The sequence below is a fragment of the Ornithinicoccus hortensis genome, from assembly GCF_006716185.1.
Classification (GTDB): domain Bacteria; phylum Actinomycetota; class Actinomycetes; order Actinomycetales; family Dermatophilaceae; genus Ornithinicoccus; species Ornithinicoccus hortensis.
In genome coordinates, this window is the sequence record NZ_VFOP01000001.1 from 3,518,657 (window position 1) to 3,542,867 (window position 24,211).

Sequence of the window (24,211 nt, forward strand, 5' to 3'; positions counted from 1 at the left end):
GTGCCCAAGTACTCATACGCCTGCAAGGACTGCGGCCACAACTTCGACATCCAGCAGTCCTTCCACGACGACCCGCTGACCACCTGCCCGGAGTGCGGCGGGGCGCTGCGCAAGGTCTTCGGCAACGTCGGGGTCGTCTTCAAGGGGTCCGGCTTCTACCGCACCGACTCCCGCTCCGGGTCCACCGCCTCGGTGCCGGCCTCCACCGGGTCGTCCTCCGGCTCGTCCTCGGACTCCTCGGGCGGTTCCGGTTCCTCCGGCTCCTCCAGCGGTTCCGGTTCCTCCAGCACCTCGGGGTCCTCCAGCTCCTCCGGCACATCGGGCGGCTCGGGCTCCAAGGCGTCGTCCACAGGTTCGGGTTCGTCGGCCAAGAGCGCCTGATCCGCGCCTAGGATCGGTGGGTGACCACCGCCGCACAGCATCCGGGCAACACCGCTGTCCCGCCCCGCGCCGAGATCGGCGTCATCGGCGGGTCCGGGCTCTACGAGTTCCTCGAGGACGCCGAGCCGGTCCGTGTCGACACCCCGTTCGGCCCGCCCAGCGGTGACCCGGTCATCGGTGAGGTCGCCGGCCGGACGGTCGCCTTCCTCCCCCGCCACGGCACGGACCACCGGTTCCCCCCGCACCGGGTGAACTACCGCGCCAACCTCTGGGCGCTGCGTGCCCTCGGGGTCCGCCAGGTGTTGGCCCCCTGCGCCGTGGGGTCCCTCGTCCCGGCGCACGGTCCGGGCACCATCGTGCTGCCCGACCAGGTCATCGACCGCACCTCCGGCCGCCCGCACACCGTGTATGACATGGAAGGGCCCGTCGTCCACGTCGCCTTCGCCGATCCCTACTGTCCGTCGGGCCGGGCCGCCGTGCGTGCCGCGGTCTCCCCGGACGCCGGACCGGTCGTCGACGGCGGCACCCTGGTGGTGATCAACGGCCCCCGGTTCGGGTCCCGCGCGGAGTCCCGCTGGCACGCTGCGGCGGGCGGCACCGTCGTGGGGATGACCGGGATGCCCGAGGCGTCGGTCGCCCGGGAGCTCGCGATGTGCTTCACCGCCGTCGCGATGGTGACCGACCACGACGCGGGCGTCGAGGCGGGCGAGGCGGTCACCCACGCCGAGGTGCTCGCAGCGTTCGCGGCCAACATCGACCGGCTCCGGGGACTGCTCATGTCGGCCATCGAGGCGCTGCCCGCGCACGAACCGGACGACACGGCGACCTGCCCGTGCCGGCGCGTGCTGGACGGCATGACGTTGCCGATCGAGCTGCCGAGGTAGACGGCCGTGCGGGGGCGGGCGCAGCAGGAGCAGAAACAACGGGGTCGGACTGGGCGGGGACCCATCCGGACGCTGCGGGCCGGGGACCGGCGCGGCCAGTGGCGTCGCGGACTGCTGCGTCGTGGGGCCGCGGCGGCCCTGGCCGGCGGGGCGGTGTGGGCCGCGACCTCCGCCCTCGCACCCGAGCCACCCGACCCCGGCACCCCCGTCGTGGTGGCGGCCCACGACATACCGGTCGGTGCCTCCCTGGGTGACGGCGACCTGGACACCGTGCGGTGGCCGGCAGACACGCTGCCCGCCGGGACCTTCACCCGTGCCGAGGACCTGCGCGGCGAGGTGACCAACGCCCCCCTCCGGGCCGGTGAGCCGGTGACCGACCTGCGGGTCGGGTTCGCCGCCACGCTCACCGGGTTGTCCGGTGACCTGGTGCTGACCCACGTCCCTGTGACCGATCACGCACTCGCGGGGGCGCTCCGGCCCGGGACCCGGGTGGACGTGCTGAGCACCGTAGACGGGTCGTTGCTCGCCGGGGACGTCCTCGTGACCGCCCTCTCCCCCGCCGGGCAACACGGTTCTGACCTGGGCTTTTCCGCCACCGGGGATGCGGACTCGCCGGCCGGTTTCTACGCCGCGGTGACCGACGACGAAGCGGCGCGGCTCGCCCCCGCCACGGGCCCTGCGGGCGCCCTGACGGGCGGGGTCACGGTGGTCCTGCGACCGCCGGACACGCCACGGTGACCGTGTTCGTTCCCTAAGTCGGCTATTCTGCCCTGCGGCCTTAGATACCGACCGGTATCCAGGCAACCCAGAACGACACACCCAACCATGTGCCCCATTGGCACGTCTCGGAGGAAGAAATGATCCAGGGGTTCAAGGACTTCATCATGCGGGGGAACATCGTCGACCTCGCGGTCGCGGTGGTCATCGGCACCGCGTTCGCGGCCGTCGTGGACGCGGTCGTCAGCAACCTGATCAACCCGCTGCTGGCCCGCGTGGGTGGCGGCGGCGTCGGTGAGGGCCTGGGCATCCAGCTCGGCGATGCCGGCAACCCGGCAACCTTCATCAACCTGGGCGCGATGATCAACGCGCTGATCGTGTTCCTGCTCACCGCCGCCGTGGTCTACTTCGTCATCGTCGTCCCGATGAACAAGATCAACGACAGGCGCAAGCGTGGCGTCGAGGAGCCCGAGGAGGAGGTCTCCGAAGAGGTGGCCGCACTCCGCGAGATCCGCGACCTGCTCGCCAACCGCGGCTGATCTCAGCAACCCGCTGACCTGACCGGCTCGACCGGTCGGTCCGACACGAGGCCCGGACACGCACCGCGTGTCCGGGCCTCGCGCTGTCTGTGCCCGAGCGGTGGTGCCGCCCCCGGCACGGCACGTTCAGCCCCAGTGCGGCGGCCGTTGCTCCCGGAGCCAGCTCTCGTGGCCCGACTGCCGCGGTGGCTCGCCCCAGCCGAGGTCGGTGTCGTCGACCGTCTGCTCCGGCAGGTCCGGCTCCGCGGGCCTCGCCGGGGCCGGGGCTCCCGCGTCATCGCTGCCGGGCGGGACGGCTTCCGGCGGACTCGCCGCCGGAGGACTCGCCGCCGCTGGGGCGGCCCCGGCACGCGGTGGCGTCCGGGTGGTGCCGGTGACCGGCCGGCCGACGTGCGTCGGGGGGCTCACCACCCTCCGGTGGCGCCGGGCGGGTCGCGGGGTGCTCACCGTCGGCCCCGGGCTGCGGAGGCTTCCCGGGTGATCTCCAGGATGCGTGCCACCTCGCGGGCCGGGTCGCGGAACAGGTCGGTCGACCACACCTGCACCGGCACCCAGCCGCGCATCCGGAGCTGCTCTGCACGCAGCCGCAGCTCGTCCCGGCTCACGACCTGGACCGGGCTGCTGTCGGTGTGCACCGCGACCAGTGGGCGCCCCGTCTCCTGGGGGTCGTCCACCACCAGCTCGATCCCGAAGCGCCCGGTGCCGTACCCCCCGCGGACGGTGAGGTCGTGCGCGCGCAACTTGTCCGCCAGGTCTGCCACGAGCGGGGAGTCGAACTCCGAGGTCCCGGGCGTCTGCCGGGCGCCCTCGGCGGCCCGGCGGAGCAGGTCGAGACCCGGGCCGTCGGGCCACTCGTCCACCGGACCGTCCGCGACCACGATCACCGACCGGCGCGCGACGCTGAGGGCGGTCGCGACCCAGTCGGGGTCGACCGGTCGCAGTGGTGAGAGGGCGAGCAGGACGCGGTCCCGGACCTCCGCCCCGGCGCGGTCCACGGTCGTGGCCAGCAACGACTCGGCGGCGTCCTCCCTGAAGGAGCGCCCCAGGTCCAGCAGGGCGATGCGTCCGCGCAGCGCGCGGTCCAGGTCCTCGGCCAGCGCGGGGTCCTGGGCCAGCACGGCCAGCGACTGCCAGGGCGTGGTCTTGGCGTGTTCCATCACCAGGTCCACCATCCGGGTCACCACCCGCTCGGTGCCCGCCGCGGGGAGCACGGTCACCCGCGGGCTGCGCAACACCCCGGGGTATGCGTGGGTGTCGGGATGTGCCCGCTCGAGGACCGGCTGCACCAGCCGCTGGTCGATCGGGCGGTAGAGGACGTCGAGCCCGAGCACCGGCAGCACGCCGCTCAGCGCGGCGAAGGCCGAGCCTCCCGCCACGGTGCTGTCCGCGGCCCGGTCCTCGGCGCGCTCGTCCACGCAGGCGATGAACGGTCGCGCGGGTAGGTCGTGGCTGCTGCCCAGGCCCAGCACCTGCCCGGCCCGGTGCAGGCCGGGCACGGCGTGGGCGATGGGCAGCCGGGCCGCGTCCTCGACCACGACCAGGTCGAAGTCCAGGTCCGTCGGCAGCGTTGCGGGCACCACCAGGGGGCTGGCCGTCCATACCGGCCGCACCGCCTGCGCCACGTCCCTGACCTCACCCAGCAGTGCCGCGACGTCCAGGACGGGCGGGCCGTCCACGGCGTCGCGCAACCGCTCGACCTGGTCCGGGTGCCGGGCGACCGCACCGGCGGCGACGCGCGCGGCCGAGTCCCGCACGGCGTCGGCGGTACGCGCCATCCGCTCGCGGTCGACCGCGGCGAAGTCCTCCAGGGCCGAGTGCAGCTCCGGTCCCCGCTGCCGGAATCCCTGCTGCCCGGTGACGAGGTGGTCGGCCAGCGAGGCCCAGAACACCAGGTCGACCTCGCCCGCGACGTCGTCCGCCGCGACCCCGCGCCGGGCGAGGTCGTCGACGAGGTCACCCAGCCCCTCCTCCCGCAACGGCTGCAACAGTCCGTATGCCGTGGCCGTCACCGGGAGCCGGTCGGTCCGCGCCTCCAGCCGGAGCAGCCGCTCCAGCACCTGGTCCAGGTGCGTGGTGTGCAGGTCCTTGCCCGGGTCGGTCGGTTCGAGCACCCCGGCCAGCCAGTCCAGGTCGGACTCGATCCGCTCGTAGGACTCGGCGGCCGCCTCCCAGCCCGCAGGGGTGGTGGGCCGGGCCGCCCGGCCGGCCAACGCCTCCCACTCCGTCTTCTCCTGCGCGGCCGCACGCACGTGGGCCGACAGGTCCGTCGGCGGCGAGCCCGGACGGAGCAGCCCACGCACCTGCCGGCGCAACCGGCTACGGGCCATGGCCGAGGGCCGTTCCTCGCTCCCCCGCTGGGTCAGGGCGCTGACGAACTGGTCCAGCGGCGCCTCGTAGATCTGCGGGCGGAAGACGTCCAGGGTGTCCCGGGCGCGACCCATGAGCTCCAGGTGGGACCCCCACTGGCGCAGCGTGAGCGGCTCGGGCAGCCCGGCCTCGGCGCAGACCTCGCGGACGGCCGCCCGCGCGTGCTCCAGCTCGCCCCCGACCAGGCGGCGCACCAGGTCCTCGGCCCGCCCGGCGTCGTCCTGGGAGACCACGGCGGCGCCGTACCAGGGGTCCTCGCTCCGGCCCCGCTCCCAGGCCCCGATCGATGCGGCCTCGACCAGCGAGCCGATCACCTCGGCGCGTCGGTCGGGCACCAGGTCACGCAACGGCCCGCCGGTCAGCCGGACGTGCGAGACCGGCGGACGAGGACGCCCGGCCAGCTCGGTCAGCGCCACCTGCGCCTGCGCCAGGGAGGCCTCCCACGGGGCGTGCCTGGTGTGCATGGTCCGGTAGTGCTCCACCAGCGGCGTGGCCGCACCGGAGGCCGGCATCTCCGCCGCGTCGTCGGGCCCGGCCTGGTCCGCGGCTTCCCCCACGGAGCCCTCCGGTGACCACCCCGCGGCGTCGCAGGAGGCCAGCAGGTCGGCCGCGAGGTCCCGTGCTCCCTGCGGGACCTCGCGCAGCGGGAGCACGAGGTGGTCCAGCCCGACCTGGGCCAGGCGGAGCCGCAGGGAGTCCAGCGTGGGCCGGTGCTCGGACAGCACCAGCACCCGCTTGCCGGCGGCGACCCGGTCCGCGACCACGTTGGCCACGGTCTGGGTGCGGCCCGTGCCGGGCATCGCCTCCACGACCAGGGACTTCCCCTCGCGCACCGCGCGGATCACGGCCCGTTGGGCGCGGTCGGCGTCCAGCACCACCGGGTCGTCGAGTGCCTGCTCATGGGTCTCATCGGCGGTGACGCCGCCGTGCGTCTGGCCGGAGTCCCCGCCTGCAGCACCGTCGGCGTCATCGTTCGCTTCACCGTCCGCGCCCGCGCTGTCGGTGCCCGCACCGTCCCCGCCCGCGACCTCCCGGGCCAACCGGTCCACCAGGCCGGCTCCCGGCATACCGTCGGTCGTCTCCGCCGCGAACTCGGCCACGAACGGCAACTTCGCCCACGGGTAGGTGCTGATCACCATCTGCGGGCCGACCCCGAAGCCCGGCACGTCGGCGCACAGCTCCTCCAGGAGCTGGTAGGTGGGGCGCGGGTCGAAGCCGGCGCGCCGGGTGCTCAGCCCCGCGAGCTCGGCGGGGTCCAGCTCCAGGCCGAGCTCGCTGGTCAAGTAGTGGGCCAGGACAGGGTTGAGTACGACGTCCCGTTCCAGGGTGATCGCGAAGTCCCGGTGGCTGGCATCCGTCGGGACGATCGTGCACCCGCGCAGCAGCACCGGTGCCCGGGGCGGCACCGGTGCCCGGCGCAGCGTCCAGGTGGCCATCCCGACGGCGATGAAACCGCTGGTCAGGCCGTGTTCCCGGGAGAGTTCGACGGTCTTCGCCCGGATCGCGCCGACTCGGCGCCGCGCCTCGGTCAGCGCCACGGTCTCGCGGACCAGCTCGGAGAGCAGGGTGGTGACCCCGGCGAGCAGCTTGGCCACGCCGCCGGGGTGGGCGACGGTCAGGTCGAAGGTGCCGGTCGGCAGGTCCCGGTGCCACAGGAGGGTGTTGCGTCCCCCCAGCTCGCTGGCCTGGTGCCGCCAGTCGGCCCGGACCTCACGGACGGCGTCGCCACGGGTGTCGGGCGGGGCGTCGGCGGGGTTCACGGAGTCAGGCTAACCATTCTGCGGGCCGAAATCGTGCCGACCCCCAGGGCGAGCGCGACGATCGCCGACAGCAGACACAACCACCCGTAACCGTAGGCGCCGAGGACGATCCCGGCCAGCGCCCCTCCCGCGGCTGCGGAGAGTCCCATCACGATGTCCGCGGCGCCCTGCACGGCGGAGCGGTCATCGGGTGGCACCGCCCCGGCGAGCAGCCCCGACCCGGCGACCATGGTGCACGACCAGCCGACGCCGAGCAGGAAGAGTCCGGCCATCAGCAGCGGGGACCAACCGGCCTCGGTGAGCCCAGCCAGCAGGCAGGCGAGCAGCAGGATGCCCACGCCGCACAGCACCACCGTCGGGGCGCCCCACCGGTCGGTGAGCGTCCCGACGACCGGCGAGAACCCGTACATGCCGAGGATGTGGATCGAGATGACCAGCCCGATCACCTCGACCTCTGCGTGCCCATGCTGCATGTGGACCGGCGTCATCACCATCACCGCCACCATGACGACGTGCCCGCCAGTGATCGCGGCCGCACCCAGCAGCGCCGCCGGGGTCGCCAGGATGATCCGTGCCCCCGCGATGACCGACCGGCGGGCCGGACGCAGGCCCGGGCCCGGCAGTGGCCCGTCGACCAGGGCCCTCGCGGTCAGCAGTGGGTCGGGGCGCAACCATGTGGTCAGGAGGACCCCGGCGACCGCGAACCCGAGGGCGCTGAACACCAGGGCGCCGCTGAGCTCGGGCAGCCCCAGCATCCGGGCTACCCACTTGCCGGGGCCGATGAGGTTGGGGCCGAGCACCGAGCCGATCGTGGTTGCCCACAGGACCATGCTGAGCTGACGCCCGCGGTGCGCGGGCTCGGCGAGGTCCGCTGCGGCATACCGTGCCTGGGCGTTGGCGGTCGTGGCCGCACCGAACAGGGCGGTGCCGGCGAGGAGCAGAGGGAAGGAGCCGACCACGGTCGCGGTGATCGCCACGACGGCACCCACGATCCCCACGACGTAGGCCGCGACCAGACCGGCTCGCCGTCCACGCACCGCCATGATCGCCGCGACGGGCGCCGTGAACAGGGCCGCACCCAGCACCTGGGTGGTGTTGGCCAGGCCGGACAGCGACTCATCCCCGCTGACCTCGACCGCCAGCAGGGCGCCGACGGCGATGCCCGACGCCACTCCTACTCCCCCGAGCACCTGCGACCCCATCAGGGTGCGCAGCGTCCGTGCCTGGATGGCTGGCACCGTGGACGGGTCCACGCTCACGGACGGTCCTCCTTGCTCGAGCACCGGAAAGTCTCCGGCTCAGGCGGAGGCGCGACGGTACTGGCTGATCGACAACGGGACGAACACCAGCAGGATGATGACGACCCAGATCAGTGTGTACAGCACGGGGTGCTGCATCGACCAGACCTCGGGCACCGGGATCGCGGGATTAGTGTTGCCGAACAGCTGGCGGACGGTCGTCGCGAACCATTGTGATTCCAACATCCCTTCACTAGAGTCCGCGATACGGAAGACGGCGTTACCGGGGTCGGTCGCGCCCTGCACGGAGGAGACCCGCGTGGCCGACAACCCCAGTCCCCCGGCGAACCCTCGCGGGCACCTCGACGATGCCGACTTCGTCATCGCCCTCCCGCACGACTCACTGCACAACGTGGAGCTCGCGCCGACGCCGCCGCGCGAGCGCAAGTGGGGCACCTTCGAGATCTTCAACGTCTGGACCAACGACGTCCAGAGCCTGGCCGGCTACACCCTCGCAGCCAGCCTGTTCGTCACGGCCGGGATCAACGGATGGATGGTCTTCGCCGCGATCATCCTCGCCGGCGTGCTCGTGATGTTCTTCGTCAACCTCTCCGGCAAACCGTCGGTCAAGTACGGCGTGCCCTACCCGGTCGTCGCCCGGGCCTCGATGGGCGTCCGCGGGGCGATGTTCCCCGCCACGGTCCGTGGCATCGTGGCGATCTTCTGGTACGGCGCGCAGACCTACTTCGCCTCCACGGCCGTCGCGCTGGCGCTGTACGCCTTCATCGACACCCCGCCGACGGCCACCGTGCTGGGGATGAACTGGGTGGACTGGCTCTCCTACGCGGTCGTCGCCGCCTTCCAGATCCTGTTGTTCCTGCGCGGGCTGGACGGGATCGTCCGGTTCCTGAACTTCGCCGGTCCGGCCGTGTATGTCGTGATGGTGCTGCTGCTCGTGGCGATCTGGTGGCAGGCGGGCAGCGACCTGCTCGACGGTGTCGGCTCGCTGTTCGGCGGGGACAAGACCGGCGGCGCGGCCGTCAACGCCTTCTTCGCCGTGGTCGGCACGATGGTGGCCTACTTCGCGGCCGTGATCATCAACTTCGGTGACTTCGCCCGGTTCTCCCGCAGCGAGCGGGAGATGCGACGCGGAAACTTCCTGGGGCTCCCGGTCAGCCTGACCTTCTTCACCTTCCTGTCCCTGTTCATCACCGCCGGTGCCTACATCGTCTTCCAGGACGGACAGGGCGAGCCCGCGACCAATCCCGCGGAGATCGTCGGCGCGGTCGACAACGTCCTGTTGACCGTGATCGCGGCCGTCACCTTCTTCATCGCCACGGTCGGGATCAACCTGGTGGCCAACTTCATCCCGCCCGTCTACGACATCGCCAACCTGGCCCCGTCGAAGATCAACTTCCGGATCGCGGGGGTGATCACGGCGGTGCTCGGCTTCGTCATCGGCGCCCTGTGGGTCGTGGTGATCGGCAACGCCGGGCTGCCGAAGTTCGTCGACACCCTCGGCGCCGTGCTGGCCCCGCTCTACGGGATCATGATCGCCGACTACTACATCATGCGGAAGCAGCGGCTCAACATCCAGGACCTGTACTCCCGCGACCCGGGCGGCACCTACGCCTTCTCCAACGGGTGGAACACGCGGGCGCTCTGGGCCTTCGCCGTCGCCGGGCTGTTCTCGATCGCCACCGTGTGGGTCCCCGCGCTGGCCGACCTGAGCGGCTTCTCCTGGATCATCGGGGCCGTCCTCGGAGCCGTTCTCCACCTGGTGGTCATGCGCGGCCAGCAGATCATCACCTCCGACGCCGACCGCTGAGCCCGGTCGCACTGGGTGTGCGGCGCGGTGAGATAGGCTCGGCCCCGGAATTGCCGTACCAACCACGCACGCCCCGCGCGCGTCACGGAGGGTTCGCCGATGTCCCGCCCTCGTAGCTCAGGGGATAGAGCACCGCTCTCCTAAAGCGGGTGTCGCAGGTTCGAATCCTGCCGGGGGCACTTTGTGTTTCTGCAGTTCAGATGCCTTCTCCCGTCTGCAGTGGCAGTGGTCGGCCTGAGGTTTGGCCCGGACTGGTGCCTGATTGGTGCCCGAAGGCGCGGTTGATCCGCTCGATGGCGGCCCGCTCGGCATCGGTGCCCATGAGGTGCCCGTAGGTGTCCAGCGTCAGCTTCGTGGAGCTGTGACCGAGCCAGACGGCGATGGTCTTGATGTCCACCCCCGCGGCGATCCACAGACTGGCGGCCGCGCAGGTCATGTGGCCGGCGCCCGTCCGTGGTCTCGTTCCACCGGACGGCGCGCCGCCAGTTCTGGGCGTGCAGGTATCCGCCCTGGCTGGCCGGGAAGAGCAGGTCCTCGGGGCCCAGCCCTTCCAGACGTGCCTCGACCACCGGAAGGGCCAAGGACAGCAGCGGAACGATCCGGCTGCGGCCGCTCTTCGTGGTCGTCCGCTCGATCACCTTTCCGGTGCGCCCCGACTGCGGCAGGGACCTGGCGACGACCACCGCCGGGTACGGGACGCTGGTGACGTCGCGGGCGCGCAACCCGCGCAGCTCGCCGAAGCGCAGCCCGGTCAGCCCCAGGAAGAGGGTCACGTCGGCCTGCGGGCCGGCGTGCTGCCGCTGCTCCTCCACGACGCTCAGCAGCTCCTCCATCGTGAAGGGCCGGAACTCGCCCCGGGCTCGGCCGGAGTCGGGCCGGGGCAGCCGGACGACCGTCGCCGGGGAGTCACGGATCACCCGTGAACGAGGTCGCTCAGCAGGCTCTCCCCCACGAGACGCTCCAGTCCCCACCGACCGTCGACGTGCCGGTACAGCGCCGTCGCGCTCACCCCCAGCTCGGCGGCCACGGCCTTGACGCTCAGGCCCGCCATGCCGAGGGCCCGGCCGGCGCGGACGATGTCGGCCCGGTCGATCCGGGGCGGACGACCGCCCACTCGCGTCCCGCTGGTCACTCGCGGCTCCTCGGGAGACAGATTGGTTAGGGGGTGTAACTAAGGTCCCTAAACACACCCGAGGGCGTTTGTCGACACCCTGTGCCGACCAGCCGAGGTCACCAGCCGACGTCCGCGCACCCCTCGTGGTCCCGCGGCTCGACCTGGAGCGTGGCGTGCGCGATGCCGTGCCGGTCCCGGAGCACGTCCCGCGCTCCGTCGAGCACGGCGTGCGAGCTGGCCACGTCCTCGGTCACCAGGTGCGCGGTGGCCACGTTCATCCCCGAGGTCAACGTCCACAGGTGGACGTCGTGTACGTCGCGCACCCCCCGCACCGCCGCCAGGTCCGCGGTGACCGCGTCGAGGTCCAGGCCCTCCGGCACGTGCTGCCCCAGGACGGCGAACACCTCGCGCCCCAGCACCACCGCCCGGACGGCCACGAAGACCCCGATCGCCAGCGCGACCACGGTGTCCCACACGGCCGAGCCGGTGAGGCCCACCAGCCAGGCGGCGACGAGGACCCCAACCGAGCCGAGCGTGTCGGCCAACACTTCCAGGTAGGCCCCCTTGACGTTCAGGCTCTCCCGGGAGCCGCCGTGCAGGAGGGCGAGCGCCGCCAGGTTGACCAGCAGACCGAGCAGCCCGACCAGGAGCATCGTGCCGGTGTCCACCTGCACCTGCTCACCGATCCGCTGCAAACCCGTCACCACGACATACGCGGCCACGCCGAGCATCATCAGGACGGCCAGCAGCGAGGCGAAGACCTCGGCCCGGTAGGAGCCGTAGCTGCGCCGACCCGACCGGTCCGGCCGCGTCGCGATCCGGGTGGCGGCCAGCGCGGCCCCCAGGGTGACCACGTCCGCGGCCATGTGGCCGGCGTCCGAGAGCAGGGCGAGGGACCCCGAGGCGAGGGCGGCCACCAGTTCGACCACGAAGAAGGCGGCGATCAGGCAGAACGACACCGCCAGGCGCCAACGGTGCCGACCCCCTGCGTGCCCCACGGGCGGGCCGTGCGAGTGTCCCATCCTCACGCAGCCCCGTCCGGCCTGGCCGGCCCCAGGTCCCGCTCCGGGTGCACCGCCTGGGTGTGCTCGGTGTGCGCGACCGCCAGGTCCAGCAGCATCCGCACGTGTGCGTCGTCGAGCCGGTAGTACCCCTTGCGCCCCTCCCGCCGCACCGATACCACGCGGTGCGCCCGGAGCAACCGCAGCGCGTGCGAGACCGCCGACTCGCCCTGACCGGTGACCGCGGCGAGGTCGGACACGCACAACTCCCCCTCGGTGAGCGCGATCAGCAGGCGCAACCGGCCCGGGTCCCCCAGCAGCGAGAAGACGTCCGCCGTGTCGACGACGTCCTCGGTGGCCGGCATCCGGGTCCGGATCGCCGCCACCCGACCCTCGTGCTCGAGGCATTCCGGGTCAATATCTGACGATCTGTTCATATATAGATGATCGCCCGCGCCGCGGCGAAGGTCAAGTCCTCTGCGAGAGTGGGACGGTGACGACACCGCACGGATCCTGGCCCTCCCCCATCGGGGCGGCCGACATGTACGCCGCCTCGGTCGCGCTGGACGCACCCCGCGTGGACGGCGCCGACACCTACTGGCTCGAGGGGCGGGCCGAGGAGGGCGGGCGCACCGTCCTCGTCCGGCTCTCCGCCGACGGGACCCGGGAGGACCTCACCCCGGCGCCGTGGAACGTGCGCTCCCGGGTGCACGAGTACGGTGGCGGGGCGTATGCCGTGTCCGCCGGCCAGGTGGTCTTCACTGAGTTCACCACGGGGCAAGTGGTCCGCTTGGACGCGGACGGGGCCCACCCGATCACCCCGGACGCAGGTGGGGCTGCCGTCGGCTTCGGCGGCCTGACCCTAGACCCCGCCCGGCGCGTCGTGTATGCCGTGCGCGAGGACCACCGTGGTGGCGGGGAGCCGGTCAACCTGCTGGTGCGGCTCGACCTGGACGGGGCCAACGCCGACTTCGGGACCCCGGTGCTGGGCCGCAGCGAGCCGGCCAGCGACTTCGTCTCGGCCCCGGTGCTCAGCCCCCGGGGCGGGCACCTGGCCTGGGTCGCCTGGGACCACCCGGACATGCCGTGGGACAGCAGCGTCCTGCTCGTCGCGGACCTCGACGCGGCGGGCCTGGCCGAGGGCACCCGCCACCACACCCCCGTGGCCGGCGGGCCGGGCGAGTCGGTCGAGGAACCGACCTGGCTGTCCGAGGACCGGCTCCTCTTCGTCGGCGACCGCACCGGCTTCGGCAACCTCTCCACGGTGGACCTCACGCCCGACGGGGCGACCTCCCCGACGGTGGTCGCCCCGCAGGAGATCGAGTTCGGGTGCCCGCGCTGGACCCTGGACACGCGCGTCCTGGCCCGCACCGGCGCAGGCACCGTCGTCGCCCGCTGCAGCGTCGACGGGTTCGGGCGGCTCGCGGCCTGGGATCCCGCGACCGGGCAGACCCGCCTGGTGGACCTCGCGGTCTCCGACGTGACCGAGGTCGTCGGGGGCGGGGCGGGCACGTCGGACGACACCGTGGTGGCGCGGTGCCGCTTCGTCGACGGGCCGGCGGCGCTGGTCCGGATCGACGTCGCCGACGGCTCCCTGGAGGTGCTGCGGTCCTCCTCCGACGGCGCGATCGACCCCGCGTACGTGAGCCGGCCGGAGCCGGTCAACTGGACCTCCGAGGACGGCGCGACCGCCCACGGGTTCTACTACCCGCCGACCCACCCGGACGCGGTGGCGCCCGCCGGTGAGTTGCCGCCGCTCATCGTCAAGACGCACGGCGGACCCACGGCGGCGGCGGTCCCCGGCTACGCACCCGGCATCCTCTACTGGACCTCCCGCGGCATCGGGGTCCTGGACGTCAACTACGGCGGCTCGACGGGCTACGGCCGCGCCTACCGGCAGCGTCTGGCGGGGAGGTGGGGGATCGTCGATGTGGCCGACGCCGCGAGCGGTGCCCTGGCCCTGGCCGAGGCGGGTCGGGTCGACCGCGCCCGGATGGCCATCACCGGCGGCAGCGCCGGTGGCTACACCACGCTCGCCGCACTGACCTTCCGGGACGTCTTCGCCGCCGGGGCGAGCCACTACGGGATCAGCGACCTGGCCGCCCTGGCCGCGGAGACGCACAAGTTCGAGTCCCGCTACTGCACCGGACTCGTGGGGCCGTGGCCCGAGGCCCGGGCGACCTACGAAGAGCGCTCCCCCATCCACCACACCGACCGGCTCAGCTGCCCGATCATCCTGCTCCAGGGCGACCAGGACCGGGTCGTCCCGCCGAACCAGGCGGAGCTGATGGCGCAGGCGCTGCGTGACAAGGGCCTGCCCGTGGCGCTGCTCATCTTCGAGGGCGAGGGGCACGGGTTCCGGTCGCTGGACAGCCTGGTCCGGGCACGGGAGGCCGAGGCGGCGTTCTACGGCCGGGTGTTCGGGTACGCACCGGCCGACGACCTGCCGGACCTGGAGATCGAGAACCTGTAACCCGGCCGGGGTCGTGCCCGGTCTGCCTTCAAGCGGTGAGCTGGATCGTCGTGGCGTGCGGGATCTGCCGGTAGCGCTCCGGGGTGCAGGTGAGCAGGATGACCTGGGTCCGCTCGGCCGGTCCGTCGAAGACCGCCCCGACCCGGTGCAACCGCTCGGGGTCGGTGTAGCCCAGGGCGTCGTCGATGATCACCGGCACCCCCTGCTCCCGGTCCACCAGGCCCGCGACGGCGAGCCGGGCCAGGATGCCCAGCTGCTCCTTGGCCCCGCCGGACAGCTGGTCGAAAGGCACCAGCGTGCCGTGCAGCCGGCGGGCCGCGATGGTCAGGTCCGGCGCCACCTCGACGGAGAAGGAGGACCCGTAGACCAGCCGCCCCAGCCGGTCGATCTCGGCGGCATAGGGGCGCACGTAGGCGCGGTGGGCGTCTTCCCGGTGCCGCCGCATGGTGTCGTACAACTGCCGGGCGGCACGGGCCCGACGGTCCACCGCCTGCAGGCGGGCGCGAGCGTCGTCGAAGGCCGCGAGCGCCTGGTCGTAGGCCTCGGCCCGTCCCTCCCCGGCCGCCATCTGCACCTTCGCGGAGACCTGGATCGCCTCCTCGCGCGCCCGCGCCGCCTGCGCCAGGTGGTCGCGCAGTTCGCGCCCGGCCGACTCCAGCCGCTGCCGGACCCCCTGGGGGTCGGCCTCGGCCAGCTCGCGTCGGGCCTGCCCGGCGCCGGCCTCCAGCTGGGCCAGCTCGGTGGCCAGCCTGGTCACTGCCTCCTCGAGCGCTTCGTCACCGGTGCCCTCGCGCGCGGCCTGCAACGCCGCCCGGTCCTGGTCCACCCGCTCCCGCTGCGCGGCCAGTCCGGCCTGCACCGTGGCCTGGCGCAGCCGCAGCTGCTCCAGGGAGCGCTCGGCAGCCCGGTGCTCACGTGCGGAAGCCTCGGCCGCCTCGGCCGCGGCCCGACGGTCCTGCTCCGCGGCGCGCCGCACGGCACGGGCCTGCTCCGCATCAGCCGGCAGCGGGTAGTCCTCGGGCCGGTCCGCCCGGTAGCGATCGGCCTGGTCCGCCAAGGACTCCAGGCGCTCGGCGAGGAGGGCCGGGTCCTCTCCGGAAGCCAGGTCCTCGACCCGGTCGGTCCACCGGCGCACCCGGGCGACCGCCTCGACCCGCGCCTCGTGCGCCGCGCGCGCCGAGTCCAGGTCGGGCACGCCGGCCCGCTCCAGCAGTCCGGCCACCTGCTGCTCCGCCTGCGCCAGCTGCTCGGCCCTCTCGCGGCCCGACTGCTCCGGCGTGAGCACCAGGCGCAGGACGCCGGGCACCTCGATGACCAGGTCTCCGGTGAGGGGCCGCTGGACCGAGGCGCCCTCGGTCAGGGGGACCGGCTCGCCGTCCACCAGGACCTGCGCTCCGGGGGCCAGGGCCTGCAGGTCGACCGCGCCGCTGGCGACGGTGTGCCGGGCCCGCAGCAACGAGGCCTGCTGGGCCGCCTCGTCCACCTGCCCCCAGAGCTCGGGCGTGAGCGTGAGGCCGGACAGCTCGGACTGTGCCGAGGCGAGCTCGGCCGTGGCCTCCCCGAGCAGCCGCACCCGGCGGGTCAACTCGTCCCCCCGCTCCTGGTCCGCCAGGTGCGCCTCGTCGGCCGCGGCCCGCCGGTGCACCTCCTCCGCGGTCTCCCTGGCCCTGGCGGTCTCGGTCGCGCGCGCCGCCAGGGGCTCCAGCCCCTCCTCGAGGGCGGCGACCTCGGCGTCGAGGCGGGCCCCCTCGTCCTCCGCCGCGGCGACCGCACGCTCGGCCGCTCCGAGGGCGGCCACCGCTCCGCTGCGGGCATCCAGGTCCGCGCGGGCCCGTTCGGAACGCTCCGCGGCGTGCTGACGCCGGTCGCGGGCGGCCGCATGGACCCGCTCGAGCTCGGCCACCCGTGCGACCTGGGCGGTCAGCCCCTCGACGGCACGCTCGAGCTCTGGCTGTCGCGCGCCGAGGGCGGCCGAGGCGGCCCGCAACCGCTCGTCCTCGCGCACCAGCTCGTCGGTCTCCTGCACCCGCTGGAAGGCCTCGACGGCAGCATCCCGTGCGGCGTGGGTCGCGGTGAGGGCGTCGCGCAGCTCCCGGGTGGGCCGGCCGCCCGGGGTGAAGTAGCGCAGGTACTCGCGCTCCACCCGATCCAGCAGGTCGAGCCCGTCCTCGGCGTGGAGCTCGGCACCGCTCGCCCCGTCCAGCGCCTGGGTGAGCACGCCGCTGTCCGTGAGCGAGACCTGCCCCAGCTCACCCGCCTGGGTGAACCGGAGCGCGTCCCACAACCGTTGGTCGAGCGCCTCGCCCAGGATGGCGTCCAACCGCTCCTGCGCGGCGCTGCCGGTCAGCTGCTCGCGGACCGGCGAGAGCACCTCAAGGGTCGTGCTCGGCGACCGCAGCCACTGCTTGGCGAACCGCACCCGGTACTCGCCCACCGTGAACTCGGCCGCGACGAACGGGCCGACGTCGCGTCCGACCGGTTGCAACTCCTTGACCCGGCTCGACTGGGAGGTCGCCTTGGCCCGCGGGTCGAGCAGCCGGTCGAGGGCCTCCAGCAGGGTGGACTTGCCGACCTCGTTGGGCCCCTCGATGACCACGACGCCGTGGTCGGGGAAGGTGACGGTGCGCTCCCGCACACCCTTGACGTCGCGCAGCGTCAGCTCGTGCAGTCTCATCGTGCCCCCTGGGTGCTCAACCGGTAGAGCAGGGCGAGGGCGTCCTGGGCGCTCTGCCCGTCCCACTCCCGCTCGGTCTCGTGGTGCCAACCGGCCAGGTCGTCACCGTCGGCGATCTCGTCCGTGGTGTCCCGCGCGGCCTCCGGGTCGACGTCGGCCACCGCCGCGGCACCGGCCCCCGCCGCTCCCCCGAGCCCGCGGATCTCCTCGGCTGCAGCGGCCACGAAGCCGCCCCAGCCCAGGTCGCCGAGGTCCTCGTCGTCCGCGATGACGGCGACGTGGTGGTGACGCTCCCAGGTGTGCAGCGCGGCGAGCACCTCCCCGTGGCCGGCCAGCATCTCCTCCAACCGGGCGTGGTCGGCCAACCCGAGGGCCCCGCGCAGCGACACCCGCACCACGGTGCGGTCGCGGGAAGGGAGCGCCGACAGCTCGCGGTCCAGCGCCTCGACGTCGGCGGCGCAGGTGATCTCGCGCTCGAGGGACCGGAAGCTCCAGGTCCCGACCTGGTGCGGGTCGACCCGGGGAGGTGAGCCGTCCCCGACCGTGACGACCAGGACGTCACCGGGCGCCTGCTCCCGCGGGTCGGTGACCTCGGGGGTGCCGGAGTACCACACGGCGCCCGACCCGCCCACGTCGGTGCGCGAGTGCCGGTCGCCCAGGGCGACGTAGTGGATGCGGCCCGCGGCCAGGGCCTCCTCGACGGGGGCCAGCGCGATGCCGGCCCGGTTGTGGCGGTCGGGGTCGAGCAGGTCGACCGCACCGTGGCCGACCACGATGCGCACGGTGCCGTCCGCGGGTCCGACCGTGGCCAGGGCCTGGCCCACCAGGTCGGCGTCGGGGTGCTTGCTCCCCCACGGGGCGGCGACCAGCTCGACCCCCTCGCGCACCGTGACCGGCCCGGCCCCGTCCAGCACGACCACGTGCGCCGGGCAGTACTTAAGGAAGGTGTCGGAGCGGTAGATGGTGGCCGCGTCGAGCGGGTCGTGGTTGCCCGGCAACAGGTAGACCGGCACCGGCACGTCGGCCAGCGCCTCCAGGGTCCGGCGCACGGTCTGCCGGGAGAGCTGGTTGGTCTCGAAGACGTCGCCGCAGACGACCACGAACTCACAGTCCTGCTCGGCGGCGACCTCCCCGATCCGGCGCACCGCCTCCACCCGGGCCGCGGCATACCGCGCCTGCGCCTCCGCCGGCAGCCAGCGACGGGTCATCCCGATCTGCCAGTCGGCCGTGTGCAGGAACCGGACCATCGGCGGCGTCCTCCCTCTCGTTGGTGGTGTGCCCTCACCGTATGAGGAGGCACCGACAGAGCGGGTCAGGCAGGCCGCGCAGCCGTGGAAAGGGGCCAGCACCGGATTTTCGATAGAATGCCGCCCATGACCTCCGACGAACCACCCCCTGGTAGTACCGAGCCGGGCGACACCCGGCACCCCAGCACCCCCCTCGAACGGCAGGTGCCCCACCTGTGTTGATCGTCGGTGGCCTCGCCGTCATCCTCCTGCTCACCCTCCTGACCGGCTACTTCGTGGCCCAGGAATTCGCCTACGTCGCGGTTGACCGCGGCAAGCTGCGCCACCTCGCCGACCAGGGCGACAAGGCCGCCGCCCGCGCCCTCGACATCACCTCCCGCCTGAGCTTCTCGCTCTCCGGCGCCCAGTTCGGGATCACCGTCACGGTGCTCCTCGTCGGGTTCGTCGGCGAGCCGCTGCTGGGCACCGGCCTGGCCGAGCTGCTGGGCTTCACCGGCCTCTCCGAAGCCGGCCGGCTGTCCCTGTCGGTGACCGTCACCCTGCTGTTCAGCACCTTCCTGCAGATGGTCCTGGGCGAGCTGGGCCCGAAGAACTGGGCGATCGCCGAGCCGGTCAAGCTGGCCCGCGCGCTGTCCCGCCCCACGGCCATCTACCTGGCCGTCGCCGGGCCCGTGATCGCGCTGTTCGACGCGGCCTCCAACAAGTTGTTGCGCTCGGTGGGGATCGAGCCCGTCGAGGAACTCCCCCAGGGCGCAACGCCCGAGGACCTCACCCGGATCATCGCCGAGTCGCACACCGGCGGCCAGATCGACGCCGACCTGTCGCGGATCCTCGAGCGCGGTCTGGCGTTCCGCGGCCACGTCGCCGAGGAGGTCATGACCCCGCGGATCGACGTCGACACCGTCCAGGCGGACGAGCCGGCCAGCCGGGTCATCGAGCTGCTCGGCGACGGCCACTCCCGCTTCCCGGTGATCGGCCGGGACATCGACGACATCGTCGGGGTGGTCGGCCTGCACGAACTGCTGGAGGTCCCCCCCGCCGAGCGTTCCACCGTCCTGGTCCGCGAGCTCGCCAGCGACGCCCTGATCATCCCGGAGAGCCTGCCGCTGCCCCGCGTGCTGGAGGAGCTGCGCGAGCAGCACCGCCAGCTGTCCATCGTGGTCGACGAACACGGCGGCTTCGCCGGCGTCATCACCTTCGAGGATGTCGCCGAGGAGGTCGTCGGCGAGATCTGGGACGAGGGTGACGAGGCCGAGGACCCCTCCGTCCCCCACCAGGACGGCTCCTGGCAGGTGCCCGCCCGGCTCCGGCTGGACGAGGCGACCGAGGTCACCGGGGTCGACCTGCCCGAGGACGAGGACTACGACACGGTCTCCGGGCTGGTGATGGACCGGTTGGGCCGCACCGCCGAGGAGGGCGACACCGTCGAGGTGGTCTGGCAGGCGCGGGACGATCACGGCGACCCGGAGGTGCACCGGGTGCGGATCGACGTCCTCACCGCCGCCCGGCACGTGCCGGAGACGGTCGCGATCCACCCCGCCCAGATCACCGAGGGGCTGCTGGACGACGCGGACGAGGCGGACGACGCCGAGCTCGTGGCGCAGGCGCCCGACCCGGAGCCGCAGCCCGAACCGGTGGTCCGTGGGTCGCGTGAACCGGCACCCGCCCGGCAGGAACACCACGTGATCGGAGGTATGCCGTGGGCGTGACCGTGGGTCTTCTGGTCAGCCTCCTGCTGCTGGCCCTCAACGCCTTCTTCGTGGCGGCGGAGTTCGCCGTGATGGCGGCCAAGCGCCACCGGCTGGAGGAACGCGCTGCCGAGGGTAGCCGGGCGGCACGGTCGGCGGTCAACGCCAACCGCGAGCTGTCCCTCATGCTCGCGGGCGCCCAGCTGGGGATCACGCTGTGCACCCTGGGCCTGGGTGCCCTCGCGGAGCCGGCCGTCGCCTCCCTGCTGACCCCGCTGTTCGAGCTGACCGGCCTCACCCACTACGTCAGCCACCTGATCGCGCTGGTCCTGGCCGTGGCGCTGGTGGTGTTCCTGCACATGGTGGTCGGTGAGATGGCCCCCAAGTCGTGGGCGATCTCGCACCCGGAGACCTCCTCGATGCTCCTGGCGATCCCGTTCCGGGCCTTCACCTGGGTGGTCCGTCCGGTGCTGCACGTGTTCAACGAGGGCGCCAACGTGCTGCTGCGCCTGGTCGGGGTGGACCCGGTCGACACGCTGGCCAACAGCCACGGCCCGGCCGAGCTCCAGCTCCTGCTCGCCCAGTCGCACGAGCACGGGGTGTTGCCCGACGAGGAGCACCAGATCCTCAGCGGCGCGCTGCGGCTGGAGGAGCTCACCGTCTCGGCCGTCATGTTCGACCGGTCGGAAGCGGTGTGCGTCCCCGAGGGGGCCACCGCCTCCGAGGTCGAGTCCCTGTGCCGGGAGAGCGGCCGGTCCCGGCTGTTCGTGACCCGTGACGAGGAGATCATCGGCCTGGTGCACGTCCGGGACGCCGTCCTGGCCACGGCCGGTGGCGGGGACGCGCCCCTCACGGACTTCCTGCAGGCGCCGGTGGTGCTGCTCGACACGCTGCCGCTCATCGACGCCGTGGCGCGGATGCGCGACGAGCGCGGACAGCTGGCGCTGGTCCGGGACGCCGCCGGGGAACTCGTCGGCCTGGCCTCCTTCGAGGACATCCTGGAGGAGATCCTCGGGGAGTTCTACGACGAGACGGACGTGGCCGCCGGGGCCGAGACGCCCGCCTGACAGCAGGCTCGTCCCCACTGCGGTGGCGTGCCGTCCCCAGTGCGGTGGCGGGCCCTACCCCGACGCAGGTACCCGGGCACCGGGTGCTCCCAGCAACCCCCGGCGGGGTGTCCCCAACACGAGGACACCCCGCCGGTCGGCCACGGGTATCCCCCAAGCGCCGGACGGGCACCCGAGTCGGTACCCGTCGCACACCTGCCGGTGCCTCGGTGCCTGCCGGCGCCTCGGTGCCTGCCGGTGAGACCCTCGCCCCGCGCGCGCCGCCTGCCCCCGGATCCCCCGCATTCCCCGGAGCCCCCAGGTCCCCGGAGACGCCCGAAGGGCCCCTCCGTCGCGGAGGGGCCCTTCGGGGTGGAGCTGGTGTGGCTGTGCGGTGCTCAGCCGACGCGGCCGTAGCCGCTGACGCCGGAGAAGACCGAGCGGTAGGTCACACCGACGCTCGGGTTGCCCGCGTCGTAGACCATGCCGTTGCCGGCGTAGATGCCCACGTGGTAGGCCGGGTAGCCCCAGAAGACCAGGTCGCCGGGCTGCGGGTTGCTCACCGGGGTGGCGTAGGCCTGCTGGGCGGCCGCGGTCCGCGGCAGGCTGATGCCCACCTGAGCGAACACGTAGGAGGTGAAGCCGGAGCAGTCGAAGCCGGTGGCCGGGCTGCTGCCGCCGTTCACGTAGCTGTAGCCGACGTACTGCGCGGCGATCCCGGTGACTCCACCGGTGGCCGGCGGCGCCGGGGCGGGCTCGGGGGCCGGGGCCGGCTCGGGAGCGGGCTCCGGGTTGGCGGGGGCCGCCTCGCGGACCTCGTCCCGGCTGCCGCTGGTGCTCTCGCGGTCCTCGGTGGTGGCGGTGGTGGCGAAGTCGGTGGACTCGGCCTCGACCGAGGCCTCCTCCTCGACAACCTCAACCTCGGGCTCAGGCTCGGGCTCGGGCTCGACCGGGGCGACGCCCACGAAGCCGAGGGCGCCGAAGTCGGTCTCGGTGTCCGCGTCGGCCTTCTTGGCCTTGACGGGCTTGTCGGTGGGGACCGTGACGGAGGGCAGGCTCACCGCGAGGGCGTCGATCGAAGCCTCGTCGGCCGGGTTGGCCGGCAGCGAGGCGACGGAGACCTTCCCGGCCAGCGCCGAGACGTCGTCGAAGCTGGTGCCCGGCGCAGCGGAGGCCGGGACCACGGCGGCGGCCAGCAGGCCACCGGACGTCGCCGCGACAGCCGTCGCCTTGGCAGAGCGGGTGAGGGTGGTGCTGGCCACGGTCAGGCGGCTGGGCGCACGGTGGCGTCCGGGAATGCGTTGCGACACGTTTTACCTCTCCAGAGCCTACGGGGTGAGCTGTCGGGCTCGGGCTGGAGTGTGCCCGGACCGCCCGGTGAAGCACCTGAGCGGCCTTCGCCCCAAGGAGTCGAAACTCCGAGTGGTGGTTCCCCCGCTCCTGTCAAGCGGTTGGTCGTGACTACCCCGTGCACACTGACAGGACTCGGCTGCGTGGCGGGGGTCCCACCAGGGGGGAGGGACGTTGAAGACTGTACACACGCTCCGCGGCCAAGTCACGTTTCGGTAAAGGGCCTGGGGAGAGTTTGCCAGCGCTATAAAATTGGACCCTCTCTGACCTGCGGAAACGTCGCTTTCCACAGTGCGCGTCCAGCATTTTTGTGAGGGACTTCACAGCAACCTGCGGGCCACTACGGCGCGTCAGAGGGGGCTCCGGCCACCCCGCGGGGCCCGGCTCGGATCAGGCCGGCGTGCCGAAGATGTGCGCCGCGATGTCGCCCGGGAGGGACACCGCAGACCCCTCGTCCAGCTCGGTCCCACCGGCGATCACCCGGTCCCCCTCGCGGCGCACCTCGACGGTCTTGCCCGGCAGCACCCCGGCGTCGGTGAGCAGGTCGAGGACCTCGGGCTCCACCTGGGCCGGCTCGCCGATCCGCGTCACCACGAACCGTTGCGACTCCTCGGTCGCCAACCCCTCCAGGTGGGTGTCGGGTTCACCTCCGGAGGCGCTGCGGGGCGGCGCGGAGACGCCACCCAGCTCCTCCAGCCCGGGGATCGGGTTGCCGTAGGGCGACTCGTCGGGGGTCGCGATCAGCCCGAGGATGCGCCGCTCGACGCGCTCGCTCATCACGTGCTCCCAGCGGCAGGCCTCGTCGTGCACGTAGGAGAAGTCGAGCCCGATGACGTCGACGAGCAGCCGCTCGGCGAGGCGGTGCTTGCGCATCACCCGGGTCGCCGTCAGCCGCCCCTCCTCGGTGAACTTCAGGTGCCGGTCGTCGTCCAGGGTGAGCAGCCCGTCGCGCTCCATCCGCGCCACCGTCTGGGAGACGGTCGGGCCGGAGTGCCCCAGCCGCTCGGCGATCCGCGCCCGCATCGGGACGACGCCGTCCTCCTCGAGTTCGAACACCGCCTTGAGATACATCTCGGTAGTGTCGATCAGGTCCGTCATGGTGTCCGCCCTCCGGGTGATGCAGGTCAACACTGATTCTATGGAGCATCCTGTCGCATGTGCAGCGCCGGGTGTGACGATCGGTCCCAGCGTGACGACATACCATGTGCCCGTGCTCGTCCGTCCGTGAACCGTCAGGAGCCCACGACACATGACTCGACAGTCCAAGAAGGCTGCCACCAACTCCCGCGCCGAGCGGGTGGCCCAGCTCCAGAAGGAGGCCAAGGCCAACGAGCGACGCCGCGCGTCGGGCCTGTGGATCGGCCTCGGCCTGGTGCTGGTCCTCATCGGCGGCGCCGTGGCGTGGGCCATCTTCCACCAGATCAACAACCGTCCGGACCTGGGCGCGACGGTGGTCTACGACGACCCGGTGGACCCCAACGACAACATCAGCCGCGACCACGTGCCCGGCGCGGTGGAGTATGACCAGACGCCCCCCGTCGGCGGCGACCACAACGCCACCTGGCTGAACTGCGGGATCTACGACTCCCCGGTGCCCAACGAGCACGCCGTCCACTCCCTGGAGCACGGCGCGATCTGGATCACCTACCAGCCCGACCTGCCGCAGGACCAGGTGGACCAGCTCGAGGAGATCGCGGACGAGGACTACATCCTGCTCTCCCCCTACGAAGGCATCGACAGCCCGATCTACGTGACCGCGTGGGGCCTGCAGCTGGCCGTGGACAGCGCCGACGACAACCGGATCCCGGCGTTCATCACCGAGTGGAAGCAGGGCCCGCAGACCCCCGAGCCCGGCGCCGCCTGCTCGATGGGCACGGACCTCGACCTGGTCCCCCGGGGCTGAG

Annotated in this window: 21 protein-coding genes, 1 tRNA gene and 1 riboswitch; of the genes, 10 read left to right on the plus strand and 12 right to left on the minus strand. The window is 72.9% G+C overall.

Going from position 1 to position 24,211, the window contains the following annotated elements; genetic code table 11:
- The 4 genes from FB467_RS16435 (at position 1) to mscL (ending at position 2,521) form a co-directional block, all read left to right on the plus strand.
- Entirely contained in the window at positions 1 to 381 is a 381-nt protein-coding gene (locus FB467_RS16435) for an FmdB family zinc ribbon protein (RefSeq protein WP_141786058.1), read from the plus strand.
- Between the two features lie 20 nt (positions 382 to 401).
- Positions 402 to 1,265 carry an S-methyl-5'-thioadenosine phosphorylase gene (locus FB467_RS16440; RefSeq protein WP_141786059.1) on the plus strand — a complete coding sequence of 288 codons (864 nt, stop codon included), beginning with the start codon at positions 402 to 404 and terminating at the stop codon, positions 1,263 to 1,265.
- A gap of 6 nt (positions 1,266 to 1,271) precedes the next feature.
- Positions 1,272 to 2,003, plus strand: a complete 732-nt coding sequence (gene cpaB, locus FB467_RS16445; protein WP_141786060.1) for a Flp pilus assembly protein CpaB — start codon at positions 1,272 to 1,274, stop codon at positions 2,001 to 2,003.
- A gap of 119 nt (positions 2,004 to 2,122) precedes the next feature.
- Entirely contained in the window at positions 2,123 to 2,521 is a 399-nt protein-coding gene (mscL, locus tag FB467_RS16450; RefSeq protein ID WP_141786061.1) for a large conductance mechanosensitive channel protein MscL, read from the plus strand.
- Positions 2,522 to 2,647: 126 nt separating this feature from the next.
- Here the strand turns inward: mscL and FB467_RS16455 are convergent, their stop codons facing one another.
- From FB467_RS16455 to FB467_RS19180, 4 genes are read right to left on the minus strand one after another with little or no spacing between them, the layout of a single operon-like run.
- Entirely contained in the window at positions 2,648 to 2,929 is a 282-nt protein-coding gene (locus FB467_RS16455) for a hypothetical protein (protein WP_141786062.1), read from the minus strand.
- Positions 2,930 to 2,964: 35 nt separating this feature from the next.
- Positions 2,965 to 6,648 carry a hypothetical protein gene (locus FB467_RS16460; RefSeq protein WP_141786063.1) on the minus strand — a complete coding sequence of 1,228 codons (3,684 nt, stop codon included), beginning with the start codon at positions 6,646 to 6,648 and terminating at the stop codon, positions 2,965 to 2,967.
- The gene (locus FB467_RS16465) at positions 6,645 to 7,907 is read right to left on the minus strand and encodes an MFS transporter (protein WP_228393483.1); all 1,263 of its coding nucleotides are present in this window, start codon (positions 7,905 to 7,907) and stop codon (positions 6,645 to 6,647) included. The genes FB467_RS16460 and FB467_RS16465 overlap by 4 nt, the downstream gene beginning before the upstream one ends.
- A gap of 39 nt (positions 7,908 to 7,946) precedes the next feature.
- Positions 7,947 to 8,132 (minus strand): hypothetical protein, encoded by a 186-nt coding sequence (locus tag FB467_RS19180; protein WP_228393482.1) that lies wholly within the window; start codon positions 8,130 to 8,132, stop codon positions 7,947 to 7,949.
- Between the two features lie 73 nt (positions 8,133 to 8,205).
- Between FB467_RS19180 and FB467_RS16475 the strand changes: the two genes are divergently transcribed.
- Both FB467_RS16475 and FB467_RS16480 read left to right on the plus strand, forming a co-directional pair.
- The gene (locus tag FB467_RS16475; protein WP_170230464.1) at positions 8,206 to 9,714 is read left to right on the plus strand and encodes an NCS1 family nucleobase:cation symporter-1; all 1,509 of its coding nucleotides are present in this window, start codon (positions 8,206 to 8,208) and stop codon (positions 9,712 to 9,714) included.
- Positions 9,715 to 9,820: 106 nt separating this feature from the next.
- Positions 9,821 to 9,893 (plus strand) — tRNA-Arg (locus FB467_RS16480).
- Positions 9,894 to 9,910: 17 nt separating this feature from the next.
- On the opposite strand, the gene FB467_RS18610 is transcribed toward FB467_RS16480, so the two are convergent.
- From FB467_RS18610 to FB467_RS16500, 4 genes are all read right to left on the minus strand, one after another.
- Positions 9,911 to 10,111 carry a hypothetical protein gene (locus FB467_RS18610; protein ID WP_170230807.1) on the minus strand — a complete coding sequence of 67 codons (201 nt, stop codon included), beginning with the start codon at positions 10,109 to 10,111 and terminating at the stop codon, positions 9,911 to 9,913.
- A gap of 516 nt (positions 10,112 to 10,627) precedes the next feature.
- Positions 10,628 to 10,846, minus strand: a complete 219-nt coding sequence (locus FB467_RS16490; RefSeq protein WP_141786065.1) for a helix-turn-helix domain-containing protein — start codon at positions 10,844 to 10,846, stop codon at positions 10,628 to 10,630.
- A 98-nt stretch (positions 10,847 to 10,944) separates the two neighbouring features.
- Positions 10,945 to 11,856, minus strand: coding sequence for a cation diffusion facilitator family transporter (locus FB467_RS16495; RefSeq protein WP_342354725.1), 912 nt, complete (start codon positions 11,854 to 11,856; stop codon positions 10,945 to 10,947).
- Positions 11,853 to 12,215, minus strand: coding sequence for an ArsR/SmtB family transcription factor (locus FB467_RS16500; RefSeq protein ID WP_342354726.1), 363 nt, complete (start codon positions 12,213 to 12,215; stop codon positions 11,853 to 11,855). Before FB467_RS16500 ends, FB467_RS16495 begins: the two co-directional genes overlap by 4 nt.
- A gap of 107 nt (positions 12,216 to 12,322) precedes the next feature.
- Between FB467_RS16500 and FB467_RS16505 the strand changes: the two genes are divergently transcribed.
- On the plus strand, positions 12,323 to 14,302 hold the full coding sequence (locus FB467_RS16505; protein WP_228393481.1) for an alpha/beta hydrolase family protein: 1,980 nt from the start codon (positions 12,323 to 12,325) through the stop codon (positions 14,300 to 14,302).
- A gap of 28 nt (positions 14,303 to 14,330) precedes the next feature.
- On the opposite strand, the gene FB467_RS19430 is transcribed toward FB467_RS16505, so the two are convergent.
- Together FB467_RS19430 and FB467_RS16515 are read right to left on the minus strand one after the other, a co-directional pair.
- Entirely contained in the window at positions 14,331 to 16,976 is a 2,646-nt protein-coding gene (locus tag FB467_RS19430) for an AAA family ATPase (protein ID WP_141786067.1), read from the minus strand.
- Positions 16,973 to 18,223 (minus strand): metallophosphoesterase, encoded by a 1,251-nt coding sequence (locus FB467_RS16515; protein ID WP_141786068.1) that lies wholly within the window; start codon positions 18,221 to 18,223, stop codon positions 16,973 to 16,975. The genes FB467_RS19430 and FB467_RS16515 overlap by 4 nt, the downstream gene beginning before the upstream one ends.
- 215 nt (positions 18,224 to 18,438) lie before the next feature.
- Between FB467_RS16515 and FB467_RS16520 the strand changes: the two genes are divergently transcribed.
- The gene (locus FB467_RS16520; protein WP_141786069.1) at positions 18,439 to 19,932 is read left to right on the plus strand and encodes a hemolysin family protein; all 1,494 of its coding nucleotides are present in this window, start codon (positions 18,439 to 18,441) and stop codon (positions 19,930 to 19,932) included.
- Positions 19,929 to 20,978, plus strand: coding sequence for a hemolysin family protein (locus FB467_RS16525; RefSeq protein WP_228393295.1), 1,050 nt, complete (start codon positions 19,929 to 19,931; stop codon positions 20,976 to 20,978). The genes FB467_RS16520 and FB467_RS16525 overlap by 4 nt, the downstream gene beginning before the upstream one ends.
- A 377-nt stretch (positions 20,979 to 21,355) precedes the next feature.
- Here FB467_RS16525 and FB467_RS16530 read toward each other — a convergent pair whose 3' ends face one another.
- Both FB467_RS16530 and FB467_RS16535 read right to left on the minus strand, forming a co-directional pair.
- Entirely contained in the window at positions 21,356 to 22,219 is an 864-nt protein-coding gene (locus tag FB467_RS16530) for a C40 family peptidase (protein WP_170230808.1), read from the minus strand.
- A gap of 48 nt (positions 22,220 to 22,267) precedes the next feature.
- Positions 22,268 to 22,424: riboswitch (cyclic di-AMP (ydaO/yuaA leader) on the minus strand.
- Between the two features lie 273 nt (positions 22,425 to 22,697).
- On the minus strand, positions 22,698 to 23,405 hold the full coding sequence (locus FB467_RS16535; protein ID WP_141786072.1) for an iron-dependent transcriptional repressor DtxR: 708 nt from the start codon (positions 23,403 to 23,405) through the stop codon (positions 22,698 to 22,700).
- 151 nt (positions 23,406 to 23,556) lie between these two features.
- On the opposite strand from FB467_RS16535, the gene FB467_RS16540 reads away from it, so the two are divergent.
- Positions 23,557 to 24,210: a thioredoxin-like domain-containing protein gene (locus FB467_RS16540; protein WP_141786073.1), complete on the plus strand. Its 654-nt coding sequence runs from the start codon at positions 23,557 to 23,559 to the stop codon at positions 24,208 to 24,210.
- The last annotated feature ends 1 nt before the right edge of the window (position 24,211 follow it).

Bases quoted from the DNA above. Each gene is read 5' to 3' on its own strand.
- FB467_RS16540 (WP_141786073.1), top strand. From the start codon at position 23,557: ATGACTCGACAGTCCAAGAAGGCTGCCACCAACTCCCGCGCCGAGCGG.
- FB467_RS16515 (WP_141786068.1), bottom strand. From the start codon at position 18,223: ATGGTCCGGTTCCTGCACACGGCCGACTGGCAGATCGGGATGACCCGT.
- mscL (WP_141786061.1), top strand. From the start codon at position 2,123: ATGATCCAGGGGTTCAAGGACTTCATCATGCGGGGGAACATCGTCGAC.
- FB467_RS16535 (WP_141786072.1), bottom strand. From the start codon at position 23,405: ATGACGGACCTGATCGACACTACCGAGATGTATCTCAAGGCGGTGTTC.
- FB467_RS19430 (WP_141786067.1), bottom strand. From the start codon at position 16,976: ATGAGACTGCACGAGCTGACGCTGCGCGACGTCAAGGGTGTGCGGGAG.
- FB467_RS19180 (WP_228393482.1), bottom strand. From the start codon at position 8,132: ATGTTGGAATCACAATGGTTCGCGACGACCGTCCGCCAGCTGTTCGGC.